Here is a 12,724-nt window from a genome sequence, read left to right on the forward strand (position 1 = left end):
TCTCGCCCAGACCCCCGATTGACACCTCTGTGGGAGGACCTCCATGAGTCTCGACGACTCGACCGCGACCGATACCGCGGACATCTCCGGCGGCGCTGCCCGGCGCCCCCGCAACACCTGGGTGCTGGCCGGGCTGGCGCTGCTCCTCGTCGTCGCCCTCGTCGGCTTCTTCGCCACCCGCGGCGACAGCAGCGAGCCCGGCGCGGCCGACTGCGTCTCCGAGGTGGTCACCCTCACCACGGCCCCCGTGATGGAGGACCTGGTCAGGAAGGCGGTCAAGGACGTCAACGCCGACGAGCCCTGCATCGACATCCAGGTCACGGCCGGGTCCGTGAAGGACGTCGTCGCGGTCCTCAGCGACCCGGAGGCCCAGCTGCCCGAGATCTGGATCCCCGACAGCCCCACCTGGAAGGGCCAGCTCACCGCGGCCGGCTGGACCGGCACCCCGGTCGCCGACGTCCTCGCCCAGACGCCCGTCGGGCTCATCGGTGGTCCGTCCTCCGAGGCCCCCGCCTCGTGGTCGCAGGTCCTCGACGGTGGCAGCCTCTCGATGGCCGACCCGAGCGCCGAGGGCGCCTCCGCGCTCGCGCTCCTGGCGCCTTACGCCGAGATGAAGAAGACCGGCCAGACGCCCGCCTCGATCGAGGCCAAGACCGTGCCCGTCGCCCAGACCTACGGCGAGCGCGCCGTCGCCGGCAGCGCCAACGAGACCGACCTGTCCACCATCTCGGCCTCGAGCACCCAGCTGGTGCCGGCCACCGAGCAGGCCTACCTGTCGGCCCGCCGCAGCAACGACCAGCTCACGCTGGTGGCTCCGCGCACCGGTGTGCCGATGCTGCAGTACCCGCTGATCGACGTGAACCGCGGCACCAAGGACATCCTCGCCTCGGGCGGCGACCTCTCCGCCCGCGTCGGCCGCGCGCTGACCCGCTGGTTCACCTCGAGCGCCGGCGTCGAGGCGATCGCCGCCGCCGAGCTCCGCGGCCCCGACGGCACCCCGCTGCCCAACGAGATCGGCCTCGGCAACGCCCAGGTCCTCGACACGGTGCCGCAGAAGACCACCGACGACGCGCTGCGCCAGTGGCGCGTGCTCTCGGTCCCCTCGAGCATCCTCGCCGTGGTCGACCTGTCCGGCTCCATGAAGATGGCGATCGGCGACACGACGCGCATCCAGCTCGCGGTCCAGGCCTCGCAGGTGGCGCTCGACGCGTTCCCGGCCCAGGCGCGGATCGGCATCTGGGGCTTCTCCAAGAACCGCGGCGAGGACGGCGCGTCCTTCGCCGAGTACGCCGCCCTGGACCGGCTCGACGCCGACGCCGGCGAGGCCGGCACCCACGGCGAGCTGGTCCGCAAGGAAGCGGACGCCCTGGTCGCCCGGGTGAAGGGTGCCACCGGCCTGATGGACACCACCCTCGCGGCCTACAAGCACGCGCAGGAGAAGTGGGACCCGGCGTGGTTCAACTCCGTGGTGATCTTCACCGACGGCGCGAGCGACGACTCCAGCTCGCTGTCGCTCGACTCGCTGGTCAACCAGCTCAAGTCGATCCGCGACCCCGCGAAGCCGGTCAAGGTGATCATCATCGGCATCTCGCAGGACGCCGACACCGGCGAGCTCGACCAGATCGCCGCGGCGACGGGCGGCCAGAACTACCTGGTCAACAACCCCAACGAGATCCTCGGCGTGCTGGCCCAGGCCCTGCTCAACCGCTGATCCGACCCGCACGCTGATCCGACCCGCACGCTGGTCCACCGGGCGCACCGCCCGGAGGATCAGCGTGCGAGGCGTTCGCGCAGGACCCCGACGCCCGGTCCGCGCAGGTCGTCCAGCGCCGCCGGGCGGCCGGTGACCGCCATCGCGAGGGCCTCCAGGGCGCCCTCCACCACGGCCCCGGAGCCGCGGGCCCAGTCCGCGTCGGTGGCTCGCAGCGCGAGGCCGTCGGTCCACCCCGGGCGCGTCAGGGCGGGTGCCGCCGTCCCGGACGCGAGGTGGTCGAGCAGCAGCAGCCAGTCCTCCCGCGGCACGTCGGCCGGCAGGCCGAGCGGCCGGGCGATGTCGCGCAGGTGGATGCAGGTGTCGGCGAAGGGCCCCATCGGGCCGACCCGCGGCGGGTCCACCCGGTCGGCCGCGCGCTCGCGCAGCAGGGACACCAGCTCGGCCGGCTCGCGGCGGGCGAGGGACCGGGTGACGTGGTCGACGGTCGCCGCCGTGTCCCCGCGGTGGCGCAGCGACACGAGCAGGAACCGACCGAAGCCGACGACCATCGGCTGCACGAGGTGGGCGGCCAGGTGCCGCACCGTCCAGCCCTCGCACAGGGTCGGCGCCTGCCACTGCTCCGACGTCAGCGACGCGAGGAGGTCCGCTGCCGCCCGCCGGTTGCGCGTCGTCCGGGCGAAGACGTCGTCAGCGTCCACCGGGACCTGCACCCAGGTCACTGCGCCCACCGGGCGCGGACCGCGGCCTCGACGCTGCGCAGCACCTCGGTCGCAGCGGCGATCTCCTGCACCGAGCACTCCGGGGCCAGTCGGGCGAGGTCCGCGAGCTCGCGGTCGTGCACCCGGCCGAAGAGGCGACGACCCTCGGCGGTCGGTGCCACGAGGACGGACCGGCGATGGTCGGGGTTGGGCGCGGTCGCCACGTGCCCGAGCCGCACGAGCTCGTCGACCTGGCGCTGGACGTTCTGCCGGGCGAGCGACAACCGCGTGGCGACGCGCGGGACGGTGGCCGCTCCGTCGACGACCAGCACCTCCATGACGGCGCGGGACCCCACGGTCCACCCCGTCCCGCGGAGGCCCTCGTCCACGACGCGGGCGGAGCCGAGCACGATCGGGCGGACCAGGCGGAGCAGGTCGTAGAGGACTTCACCGCGGGATGACATGACACCAATGATGTCATTTTGGGTCAGGAGCGGCAACAGGGATGGCAAGGGGTACGGCAACGGCCCCCGGAGGTCCTCCGGGGGCCGTCGTGGTCGATCGGTGGCTCAGACGCCGATCGGGTGCCAGACCGTCTTGGTCTCGAGGAAGCGCGTCATCCGGTCGAGGTCGGGCTCGGCCAGCCAGTCCGTGTCCGGTGCGGGACGGCGTACGCGCTTGAGGTTGTCGGCGGCCGCCACCTCGAGCTCGGTCGCGAGCGCGGGGTCGGTGACGCCGGTGAGGTCGATGCCGTTGACGTCCATGTGCGAGGCCAGCCACGGCGCGATCTCGGCCTGCGAGCCGGTGAGGACGTTGACCACGCCACCGGGCAGGTCGCTGGTCGCCATCACCTCGCCGAGGGTGATCGCGGTCAGCGGGTGCTGCTCGCTGGCGATCACCACCACGGTGTTGCCGGTGACGATGAGCGGCGCCACGACGCTGACCAGGCCGAGGAGCGGGCCTCGGGGTGCGACGACGGCGATCACGCCGCTCGGCTCGGGCGTGGACAGGTTGAAGTAGGGCCCCGCCACGGGGTTGGCGTTGCCGACGACCTGGGTGATCTTGTCGGCCCAGCCGACGTACCAGACCAGGCGGTCGATGGCGGCGTCGACGTAGGCGCGGGCCCGGGAGGAGGAGACCCCCTCGGCCGCGCGCAGCTCGGCCTCGAACTGCTCGCGGCGGCCCTCGAGGACCTCGGCGACGCGGTAGACGACCTGGGCACGGTTGTAGGCGGTGCGGCCCGACCACCCGCCGAAGGCGGAGCGGGCGGCGACCACGGCGTCGCGGGCGTCCTTGCGGGAGGCGAGCGCGGCGTTGGCGAGCAGGCGGCCCTTGGCGTCGTTGACGACGTAGGAGCGGCCCGATTCCGAGCGGGGGAACTGCCCGCCGATGTAGAGCTTGTAGGTCTTGCGCACGTCGATGCGGCTCATCAGCTGTCCGCTCCCTTCACGCTGGTTCCCTTGAGGTAGTCCTCGAGCCCGTGGCGGCCGCCCTCGCGGCCGTAGCCGGACTCCTTGTAGCCGCCGAACGGCGAGGTCGGGTCGAACTTGTTGAACGTGTTGGCCCAGACCACACCGGCCCGGAGGCGGTTGGCCATCGAGAGGATGAGCGAGCCCTTGTCGGTCCACACGCCGGCGGACAGGCCGAACGGCGTGTTGTTGGCCTTCTCGACCGCCTCGGACGGCGTGCGGAAGGTCAGCACCGACAGGACCGGCCCGAAGATCTCCTCGCGGGCGATGCGGTGGGCCTGGGAGACACCGGTGAAGACGGTCGGGGCGAACCAGTAGCCGTTGGCGGGCAGGTCGCACGGGGCCGACCACCGCTCGGCGCCCTCGGCCTCGCCGATCGCCGACAGCTCGCGGATCTTGGCGAGCTGCTCGGCCGAGTTGATCGCTCCGACGTCGGTGTTCTTGTCGAGCGGGTCGCCCACGCGCAGCGTCGCCATGCGGCGCTTGAGGCGGTCCATCACCTCATCGGCGACCGACTCCTGCACGAGCAGGCGCGAGCCCGCGCAGCAGACGTGGCCCTGGTTGAAGAAGATGCCGTTGACGATCCCCTCGACGGCCTGGTCGAGCGGCGCGTCGTCGAAGACGATGTTGGCGGCCTTGCCGCCGAGCTCCAGGGTCACCTTCTTGTCGCTGCCGGCGACCGCGCGGGCGATGGCCTTGCCGACCTCGGTCGAGCCGGTGAAGGCGACCTTGTCGACGTCGGGGTGCGACACGATGGCGCGCCCGGTGTCACCTGCGCCGGTGACGATGTTGACCACGCCGGGCGGGAGGTCGGCCTGCTGGCAGATCTCGGCGAAGAGGAGGGCGGTCAGCGGCGTGGTCTCGGCGGGCTTGAGCACCACGGTGTTGCCGCAGGCCAGCGCCGGCGCGATCTTCCACGCCAGCATGAGCAGCGGGAAGTTCCACGGGATGACCTGGCCGGCCACGCCCAGCGGCGTGGTGCCGAAGCCGGAGTACTGGAGCTTGTCGGCCCAGCCGGCGTAGTAGAAGAAGTGCGCGGCGACGATCGGGACGTCGACGTCGCGCGACTCCTTGATCGGCTTGCCGTTGTCGATGGACTCCAGGACGGCGAGCTCGCGGCCGCGCTCCTGGATGATCCGGGCGATCCGGTAGAGGTACTTGGCCCGCTCGGCGCCGGACATCCGCGACCAGACGCGGGTGTGGGCCCGGCGGGCGGCCTTCACGGCCGCGTCGACGTCGGCGTCGCTGGCCTCGGCGACCTCGGCGAGCACCTCCTCGGTGGCCGGGTTGACGGTCTTGAACGTCGTGCCGGTGCCGTCGACGAACTCGCCGTCGATGAACAGGCCGTAGGACGGCTTGATGTCCACGATCGCGCGCGACTCCGGCGCGGGTGCATACTCGAAGGGGTTGCTCATGTCGCTCAGCCTCAGTCCAGCGTGAAGTAGTCGGGACCGGAGTAGCGACCGGTCGTCATCTTGGTGCGCTGCATCAGCAGGTCGTTGAGCAGCGTGGAGGCCCCGAAGCGGAACCAGTCGGGGTCGAGCCAGTCAGCGCCGCAGATCTCGTTGACCATCACCAGGTACTTGATGGCGTCCTTGGTGGTCCGGATGCCGCCCGCGGGCTTGACCCCGATCATCCGGCCGGTCTGGTCGCGGAAGTCGCGGACCGCCTCGAGCATGACGAGCGTGACCGGCAGGGTGGCGGCCGGCTGCACCTTGCCGGTGGAGGTCTTGATGAAGTCGCCGCCGGCCATCATGGCCAGCCAGCTGGCACGACGGACGTTGTCGTAGGTCTGCAGCTCGCCGGTCTCGAAGATCACCTTGAGGTGCGCGCTGGTGCCGTCGGGGCGGGCGCAGGCCTCGCGGACCTGCGCGATCTCGTCGTGCACGTCGAGGTAGCGACCGGAGAGGAACGCGCCGCGGTCGATGACCATGTCGATCTCGTCGGCGCCCGCCTCCACGGCGTCACGGGTGTCGGCGAGCTTGATGTCCATCGCCGCACGGCCGCTGGGGAACGCGGTGGCCACGGCGGCGACGTGGACGCCGCTGTCGCCGAGGACCTCCTTGGCCGTCGCCACCATGTCGGGGTAGACGCACACGGCGGCAGTGGCCGGGCAGGACGGGTCGGCGGGGTCGGGCCGCATCGCCTTGGACGCGAGCGCGCGGACCTTGCCGTGGGTGTCCTGGCCCTCGAGCGTCGTGAGGTCGACCATGCGGATCGCGAGATCGATGGCGTAGGCCTTGGCCGTGGTCTTGATGGAGCGGGTGGCGAGGCCGGCGGCGCGGGCCTCGCAGCCGACCTGGTCGACGCCGGGCAGGCCGTGCAGGAAGCGGCGCAGCGAGGAGTCCGAGCGCACGATGTCGTCGAAGGCCCCGCTCACCTGAGGGCTGGCAGTGGGTGTCACCGACCCAGCATAGAGTTGGCCACGAAGAGCCCGGCAATCCCCAGAGGGCCGACATCTGCCCAGCTGGACGAGGAGAAGATGGCACGCCTGCAGGACGAGCACGACGGGCCCGACACGGTGGTCGAGCGGTTCCACGCCACCAGCGGCCGGGTCTCGGGCTGGCTCGCGCTGGTGCTGTCGAGCCTCGTCGTCGTGGCCGGGCTGGCCTACCTCGACGACGGGTTCCCGCCCTGGGTGGCCGCCGCCGCGCTGCTGGTCGCGGTGCTCTCCTGGGCCGCCATGCTGCGCCCGGCGCTGTGGGCCACCGAGCAGCACCTCGTCATGCGCAACCTCGTCGAGACCGTGCACATCCGCCTCGCCGCCGTCGAGGAGCTCGCCGTGCGCCAGGTGCTGGCCGTCCGCGCCGCCGACCGGCGCTGGGTGTCGACCGTCGTGGGCCGGTCGTGGCGCAAGTCGATCACCGCCGGACGGGGCGGGGGCGAGGCCGGCGGGGCGCGCGAGGGCATGTCCTACCCCGACTTCGTCGACGACCGGCTCCGCGAGCTCGTCGAGCACGCCCGCAGCGCCGCCGGGGTGCGGCCGGGGTCGCGCGAGCAGCTGGCGCTGCCCGACGCCGTACGCCGCGAGCCCGCGTGGCTGCCCATCGGGCTGGTGGCGGGGGCGTCCCTGGTGCTGGTCGTGTCATTCTTCCTGTGAGGCTCAGCCGGCGAGGGTCTGCGGACCCGGGACCCGGGTCCCGGTCAGCGCAGCGGGCCACGTCTCACAATCGCGCCTCGAGCCCGTCGAGGACCAGCGCGAGTCCCGGCTCGAACTCGTCGCCGTAGCTGTAGCTGCCGCCGACGACCTGCTGCGCGACCATCTCGGCGAGGTGCGGGAGCTCGGCGAGCAGGTCGATCCCGGCGACGAGCTCCTCGGCCGCCGCTCCCGCCTCGAAGGGCAGGTTCACCTCGGTCAGCACGAACCCGTAGACGTAGGCGTCGATGACGGAGAACGCCGACGCGGCCAGCGGGACGGAGAATCCTGCGGTCCGCAGGCAGCCCAGCACCGTGTCGTGGTGACGGAGGGTGGCCGGGCCGGGGTTGCGACGCGACTCGATCAGGCCGAGCCCCCAGGGGTGGGCGACGAGGACCTCCCGGGCCGACCGGGCGCGCAGCTCCATCTGGGCGCGCCACGGACGGCCGACCACTGGCAGGTCGACCTGCGTGAACACCCAGTCAGCGAGACCGTCGAGCAGCGCGTCCTTGTTGGTCACGTGGTGGTAGAGCGACATCGCCTCGACGCCCAGCTCGCGACCCACGCTGCGCATGCTCACCCCACCCAGTCCGGCGGCGTCGGCCACCCTCGTGGCTGCCTCGACGATGGCCGCGGGGGAGAGAGGTGGTCTGGACATCGTGCTCCTCGGATCGACCGGCTTACACACGTAAGGCTACAGTGCGGAACGGTCGTCTTACAGGCGTAAGGGAGTGGGTGCCATGAAGGCAGCAGTCGTCGAGCGGTACGGACCGCCGGAGGTCGTCTCGGTGCGAGAGGTCCCGGACCCGGCGGCCGGCGCTGGGCAGGTGGTGGTCCGGGTCGCGGCGACCACCGTCAACTCCGGCGACGCCCGCATCCGCGGGGCCCAGTTCCCCCGCGGGTTCGCCACGCCGGCCCGGCTCGTCCTGGGGGTGCGCGGGCCCCGGCGGCAGGTGCTCGGCGTCACGCTGTCCGGGGTGGTCGAGCAGGTCGGGGGCCGGGTCACCGGCCTGGCCGTCGGCGACGAGGTCTGCGGGATGACCGGCGCCGGCATGGGCGCGCACGCGGAGCTCGTCGCGGTGAAGGCGGACAAGCTCGTGCGGAAGCCCGCCGCCGTGAGCCACGCTGACGCCGCGGCTGTCCTCTTCGGTGGCAGCACCGCCCTGCACTTCCTGCGCGACCGCGTACGCCCGGGCACTGCCGTCCTGGTCAACGGCGCCTCAGGATCTGTCGGCGCGGCCGCCGTCCAGCTCGCGCACCGCGCAGGCGGACGCGTCACCGGTGTGTGCGGCCCGACCAACGGAGCACTGGTCGAGTCCCTCGGGGCGGCTGCGGTGATCGACTACGCCCGGACCCCGCTGGACACCGTCGCGGAACGGTACGACGTCGTGCTCGACACCGTCGGGAGCATCTCCACGGCCGTGGGTCGTTCGCTCGTCGCGCCGGGGGGCGTGCTGCTGCTCGTCGTCGCCGACCTCTGGTCGACCCTGAGGGCGCGGGGCGACGTCGTCGCCGGCGTGGCGCCGGAGCGAGCCGAGGACTTCACGACGCTGCTCGAGCTCGTCGAGTCGGGCGAGCTGGAGACCGTGGTCGACCGCACCCTCCCGCTCGCCGACGTCGTCGAGGCGCACCGCATCGTCGACTCCGGGCACAAGGTGGGCAACCTGGTGGTCACGCCGTGAGTCGCCTCGCCGCTGCCGCCGTCCCCGGCGTCGGGAACCAGCGCGCGACGACGGCGCTCTGGCCCAGCGTCCACGTGGAGCTGCACACCCAGTAGACGAGCAGCGCCACCGGGGCGACACCGCCGGCGAGGAGCAGGCCGCCCGCCGACACGACAGGGAGGACGGCCTGCGCGGTGACGACCGCCTCGGGCAGGCCGTCGACCGTGGTGTTCGACGCGACGACGTAGCGCTGGGTGACGTAGGACAGCGCCGCGGCGGTCACCGCCAAGCCCGCGACCACGGCGAGGTGGACGGCACCGGCACCGAGGTAGCCCCGTCCGGCGAGCGAGACCCCGACGACCGAGGCGGCGCCGAAGGACGACACGAGGTCGGGCCCCATGGCGCCGACGGCGGCACCGGAGGACACGTCGGCCAGCAGGTGGTAGAGACCGAGCCACACCGGCAGCTGCACCAGCACCGGGAGGCAGCCCAGACGGCTGACCCCGTGCTCGGCGGAGACCAGGCGGCGCTCCTCGTGGTGCGCCCGGAGGCTCTCGGCGTCGGTGCGGCCGCGGTAGCGCTCGGCGATCCCACGCAGGTGCGGCCGGGCGCGGGCGGCGGCGTGTGCCTGCCGGACCCCGTGGACCACGAGGGGGAGCAGCGCGGTGCGCACGAGGACGACCACGGCGGCGATGCACAGCAGCCACGTGGTGGCGGCGTCGGGACCGGCACCGAGCGAGGTGAGGCCGTCGTGGGTGGCCGCGAGGACCGCGGCGAGGGCGTGCTTGAACGGTTCGAGCAGGGACATGGTGGCTCCTGGAGCAGGTGGGGCGGGACGGGTCTGCGTGCTCGCGCGGGGGCGAGCGTCAGACGAGTCCAGGAGCGCGCGGTCGGACCGGGTGGTGGCCCACGTCGGTCGTCCGCCCGGCCAGCACGAGGGGTACGTCGACGGCGCGACGCCGCGGCCGCAGCGAGCGCAGGGTGGCGTCGGGGACGGCCGCGGGTCCGTGGACGGCCATCAGCGCCGTCGAGGTCGCCAGCGCGGCGAGCACGACGAGGGCCTCGGTCGACATCGCCGACACGGCCGACGCGGTCGGCGCGAGCGAGATGGCGGCGACGAGCGACGCCAGCGCGACCACCACGGACCGGACCATGGCGCCAGCGTAGCCCCGCGCGTCGGTCACCGGAGCTCGAACGCCCCGAGGTCGACCCGCCCGGCGACCGGGCGACGGACCTGCCGGGCGGGGGCGACGTACTCCCACCGGGCGCGCCAGCGCGCCGGGACGGTCACGCCGCGGTCGACGGCGGGGGAGCCGGGGCGGAGCCGGAAGTCCTCCGACCCGGGCGCCACGAAGCCGGCGGGGCCCACGCGGCGGTTGCCCCGCGCGTCGGCCGGCCCGCTGGTGAGGTCCCCGGGACCGACGAGGAGGTTGTTGCGCAGGTGGGCGCTGGCGCCCTCGGCCACCGCGACGTAGGTGCCCGACGAGCGCTGGTTGACGAAGGTGTTGTTGACGACCCACAGAGTGCGGGACGGGTGGGTGAGGCCCTCGGCGCCGTAGGACACGACCGCGGGGTTCTCCGAGGCGGGTCCCTGCACGACGACGTTGCCGGCGACCAGCGCGCGGCCGCCGTTGGGCAGGTCGATGGAGTAGCTCGCGGTGCTGTCGCCGTCGCTGATGCGGTTGCCGACGATGGTGGTGCGCGCGGCCCGCGACTTGAGCTCGTGGCCGGTGTCGGCTCCCGACAGCCAGCTCCCGGTGACCGTCAGCGAGCGCACGGCGCCGATGTAGACGTTGTGGGAGTAGCCGTCGCCGCCGCCGTTGCGGAAGAACCGCGAGCCGCGGATGACGATGTCGCTGGCCGGGTCGGCGCCGGTCAGGATGCCGTTCTCGTTGTCGTGGAACCAGCTGCGCGTGACGGTGAGACCCGTGCCCTCCTGCCGGATCCCGGCGCCGTTGCGGTCGACCACGGCGGCGCCGCTGAGCTCGATGCGGTCGACGGTCGTGCGGTCGCCGGCGATCACCCAGATCGCCTTGCCCTGGGCGTCCTGGCCGTCGGCGCGCAGGTGCGCCCGGCCACCCTCGCCGCGCAGGGTGAGGTCGTCCTGCGTCCAGGTCGCGACGTCGCCGGAGTAGGTGCCCGCGTCGATGAGCACGGTGTCGCCGTCGCGCGCGACGGCCGCCGCCTGGCTCGGCACGGTGAGCGTGCGGGTGGGGCCCACGTGCCACGTGCGCGGGGCGCTGTCGTCGTACGCCGCCGGGGCGGGCGCGGCGACGGACGCAGGGATGGAGGCGGGGATGGATGCGGCGCCGAGCACCAGGCCCACCACCGCGGCGAGCCCACGGGACGCCTGCACCTCAGCCACCGAAGGCGCTGCTGCGCAGGTCGGCCTTGATCGCGTCGAGCCGGCCGACGGCGGAGATGCGGGCGGCGTCGACGCCGCCGTCGTCGGGGTCCTCGCCGACCGGGACGACGACCTCGAGGTAGCACTTCACCTTCGGCTCGGTGCCGCTCGGGCGCACGATCACCCGGGCGTCCTCGGCGAGCGAGTAGCGCAGGCCGTCGGTCGGCGGCAGCTGCGCCGTGCCCTCGGAGAGGTCCTCGACCAGCTCGACCGCGAGGCCGCCGAGGGAGGTCGGCGGCGTGGCCCGCAGCCGATCCATCGTGGCGGGGATGTGGGCCAGGTCCTCGAACCGCACCGAGAGCTGGTCGGTGGCGTGCAGGCCGTGCTCGTGGGCGATGTCGTCGAGGATGTCGGTGAGCCCGCGTCCCTGCGCCTTGGCCTCGGCGGCCAGCTCGCAGACCAGCAGCAGCGCCGAGACGCCGTCCTTGTCCCGGACGTGCTCGGGGTCGCAGCAGTAGCCGAGTGCCTCCTCGTAGCCGAACGCGAGGCCCTCGACCCGGCCGATCCACTTGAAGCCGGTCAGCGTCTCCTCGTGCGGCTGACCGGCGGCCGCGGCCATCTTGCCGAGCAGGCTGGAGGACACGATCGAGTTGGCGAAGGTGCCGGTGCGGCCGCGGGCGAGCAGGTGGTGGGCCAGGAGGGCGCCCACCTCGTCGCCGCGCAGCATCCGCCAGCCGTGGGCGTCCGGCACGGCGACCGCGCACCGGTCGGCGTCGGGGTCGTTAGCCACCACGAGGTCGGCGCCGCTGCGGGCAGCCAGGTCCATGGCCAGGTCCATGGCGCCCGGCTCCTCGGGGTTGGGGAACGCGACGGTCGGGAAGTCGGGGTCGGGGTGCTCCTGCTGCTCGACGACGTGCGGGGCGTCGAAGCCGGCGGTCTCCAGGACCTGGGCCACGGTCGTGCCGCCGACGCCGTGCAGCGGGGTGTAGACGAGCGTGAGGTCGCGCGGGCCGTCGCCGGCCAGGCCGGCCACGGTGTCGAGGTAGCGGTCGACGATCTCCTCGCCGACGAGCCGGCCGGCGTCGCCGCGCGGCAGGTCGGCGAGCGGCCCGACGGCGGCGATCCGCGCCGCGATCTCGCCGTCGGCCGGCGGCACGATCTGGCTGCCGTCGCCGAGGTAGACCTTGTAGCCGTTGTCCTGCGGCGGGTTGTGGCTCGCGGTGACCATGACGCCTGCGGCGCAGCCGAGCTCGCGGATCGCGAAGGCGAGCAGGGGAGTGGGCAGCGTGCGCGGCATGACGTAGGCCTTGAAGCCGGCGCCGGTCATGATCTCGGCGGTGTCGCGGGCGAAGACGTCGGAGTTGTGCCGGGCGTCGAAGCCGACGACGACGGACCCGCCGGCGTGGCCGGTGTCCCGGAGGTACGCCGCCAGGCCGGCCGCCGCACGGGTCACCACGACGCGGTTCATCCGGTTGGGCCCCGCGCCGAGCGCGCCGCGCAGGCCGGCGGTGCCGAACTCGAGGGTGCCGGCGAAGCGGTCGGCCAGGTCGGTCGACTCACCGCGCCCGGCCGCCTCGACGAGGGCCCCGAGCTCGGCCCGGGTCTGCTCGTCGGGGTCCTCGGCGGCCCACGCACGGGCGCGCTCGATCAGCTCGGTCTCGGAGGTCGCGGCGGTCATGGACGCACGCTATCCCTCGGCGAC

13 protein-coding genes are annotated in these 12,724 nt (G+C 73.4%); 3 read left to right on the top strand and 10 right to left on the bottom strand.

Features of this window, described 5'->3' with window-relative positions:
- Positions 1 to 43 precede the first annotated feature (43 nt).
- Positions 44 to 1,711, top strand: a complete 1,668-nt coding sequence (locus tag HN031_RS12265; RefSeq protein ID WP_172270246.1) for a substrate-binding domain-containing protein — start codon at positions 44 to 46, stop codon at positions 1,709 to 1,711.
- A 59-nt stretch (positions 1,712 to 1,770) separates the two neighbouring features.
- Here HN031_RS12265 and HN031_RS12270 read toward each other — a convergent pair whose 3' ends face one another.
- The 5 genes from HN031_RS12270 to deoC form a co-directional block, all read right to left on the bottom strand.
- A complete protein-coding gene (locus tag HN031_RS12270; RefSeq protein WP_216652122.1) occupies positions 1,771 to 2,412 on the bottom strand; it encodes a maleylpyruvate isomerase family mycothiol-dependent enzyme in 642 nt (213 codons plus the stop codon).
- Between the two features lie 17 nt (positions 2,413 to 2,429).
- Positions 2,430 to 2,876: a MarR family winged helix-turn-helix transcriptional regulator gene (locus tag HN031_RS12275; RefSeq protein ID WP_172270248.1), complete on the bottom strand. Its 447-nt coding sequence runs from the start codon at positions 2,874 to 2,876 to the stop codon at positions 2,430 to 2,432.
- Positions 2,877 to 2,981: 105 nt separating this feature from the next.
- A complete protein-coding gene (locus HN031_RS12280) occupies positions 2,982 to 3,842 on the bottom strand; it encodes an aldehyde dehydrogenase (RefSeq protein ID WP_172270250.1) in 861 nt (286 codons plus the stop codon).
- The gene (locus HN031_RS12285; RefSeq protein WP_172270252.1) at positions 3,842 to 5,296 is read right to left on the bottom strand and encodes an aldehyde dehydrogenase family protein; all 1,455 of its coding nucleotides are present in this window, start codon (positions 5,294 to 5,296) and stop codon (positions 3,842 to 3,844) included. The genes HN031_RS12280 and HN031_RS12285 overlap by 1 nt, the downstream gene beginning before the upstream one ends.
- A gap of 11 nt (positions 5,297 to 5,307) precedes the next feature.
- Positions 5,308 to 6,285, bottom strand: a complete 978-nt coding sequence (gene deoC / locus HN031_RS12290; RefSeq protein WP_367650744.1) for a deoxyribose-phosphate aldolase — start codon at positions 6,283 to 6,285, stop codon at positions 5,308 to 5,310.
- A gap of 78 nt (positions 6,286 to 6,363) precedes the next feature.
- Here deoC and HN031_RS12295 point away from each other — a divergent pair, with 78 nt between their 5' ends.
- The gene (locus tag HN031_RS12295) at positions 6,364 to 6,981 is read left to right on the top strand and encodes a hypothetical protein (protein WP_172270254.1); all 618 of its coding nucleotides are present in this window, start codon (positions 6,364 to 6,366) and stop codon (positions 6,979 to 6,981) included.
- Positions 6,982 to 7,045: 64 nt separating this feature from the next.
- On the opposite strand, the gene HN031_RS12300 is transcribed toward HN031_RS12295, so the two are convergent.
- Positions 7,046 to 7,675, bottom strand: a complete 630-nt coding sequence (locus HN031_RS12300) for a TetR/AcrR family transcriptional regulator (protein WP_172270256.1) — start codon at positions 7,673 to 7,675, stop codon at positions 7,046 to 7,048.
- Between the two features lie 82 nt (positions 7,676 to 7,757).
- Here HN031_RS12300 and HN031_RS12305 point away from each other — a divergent pair, with 82 nt between their 5' ends.
- Entirely contained in the window at positions 7,758 to 8,699 is a 942-nt protein-coding gene (locus HN031_RS12305; RefSeq protein WP_172270258.1) for an NAD(P)-dependent alcohol dehydrogenase, read from the top strand.
- On the opposite strand, the gene yidC is transcribed toward HN031_RS12305, so the two are convergent.
- From yidC to HN031_RS12325, 4 genes are read right to left on the bottom strand one after another with little or no spacing between them, the layout of a single operon-like run.
- Positions 8,689 to 9,486, bottom strand: a complete 798-nt coding sequence (gene yidC, locus HN031_RS12310) for a membrane protein insertase YidC (RefSeq protein WP_172270260.1) — start codon at positions 9,484 to 9,486, stop codon at positions 8,689 to 8,691. The two genes, HN031_RS12305 and yidC, sit on opposite strands and share 11 nt — an antisense overlap.
- Positions 9,487 to 9,544: 58 nt before the next feature.
- Positions 9,545 to 9,832, bottom strand: coding sequence for a hypothetical protein (locus HN031_RS12315; RefSeq protein WP_172270262.1), 288 nt, complete (start codon positions 9,830 to 9,832; stop codon positions 9,545 to 9,547).
- A gap of 26 nt (positions 9,833 to 9,858) precedes the next feature.
- On the bottom strand, positions 9,859 to 11,043 hold the full coding sequence (locus tag HN031_RS12320; protein ID WP_172270264.1) for a right-handed parallel beta-helix repeat-containing protein: 1,185 nt from the start codon (positions 11,041 to 11,043) through the stop codon (positions 9,859 to 9,861).
- Positions 11,036 to 12,700: a phospho-sugar mutase gene (locus HN031_RS12325; RefSeq protein WP_172270266.1), complete on the bottom strand. Its 1,665-nt coding sequence runs from the start codon at positions 12,698 to 12,700 to the stop codon at positions 11,036 to 11,038. The genes HN031_RS12320 and HN031_RS12325 overlap by 8 nt, the downstream gene beginning before the upstream one ends.
- Between the last annotated feature and the right edge of the window lie 24 nt (positions 12,701 to 12,724).

It is taken from the genome of Nocardioides sp. zg-1308, assembly GCF_013155375.1.
GTDB classification, from domain to species: domain Bacteria; phylum Actinomycetota; class Actinomycetes; order Propionibacteriales; family Nocardioidaceae; genus Nocardioides; species Nocardioides renjunii.

Excerpts from the sequence above, each read along its gene's own strand:
- yidC (WP_172270260.1), bottom strand. The coding sequence starts at position 9,486 with ATGTCCCTGCTCGAACCGTTCAAGCACGCCCTCGCCGCGGTCCTCGCG.
- HN031_RS12295 (WP_172270254.1), top strand. The coding sequence starts at position 6,364 with ATGGCACGCCTGCAGGACGAGCACGACGGGCCCGACACGGTGGTCGAG.
- HN031_RS12285 (WP_172270252.1), bottom strand. The coding sequence starts at position 5,296 with ATGAGCAACCCCTTCGAGTATGCACCCGCGCCGGAGTCGCGCGCGATC.
- HN031_RS12265 (WP_172270246.1), top strand. The coding sequence starts at position 44 with ATGAGTCTCGACGACTCGACCGCGACCGATACCGCGGACATCTCCGGC.
- HN031_RS12300 (WP_172270256.1), bottom strand. The coding sequence starts at position 7,675 with ATGTCCAGACCACCTCTCTCCCCCGCGGCCATCGTCGAGGCAGCCACG.
- HN031_RS12280 (WP_172270250.1), bottom strand. The coding sequence starts at position 3,842 with ATGAGCCGCATCGACGTGCGCAAGACCTACAAGCTCTACATCGGCGGG.
- HN031_RS12315 (WP_172270262.1), bottom strand. The coding sequence starts at position 9,832 with ATGGTCCGGTCCGTGGTGGTCGCGCTGGCGTCGCTCGTCGCCGCCATC.
- HN031_RS12275 (WP_172270248.1), bottom strand. The coding sequence starts at position 2,876 with ATGTCATCCCGCGGTGAAGTCCTCTACGACCTGCTCCGCCTGGTCCGC.
- HN031_RS12325 (WP_172270266.1), bottom strand. The coding sequence starts at position 12,700 with ATGACCGCCGCGACCTCCGAGACCGAGCTGATCGAGCGCGCCCGTGCG.
- HN031_RS12305 (WP_172270258.1), top strand. The coding sequence starts at position 7,758 with ATGAAGGCAGCAGTCGTCGAGCGGTACGGACCGCCGGAGGTCGTCTCG.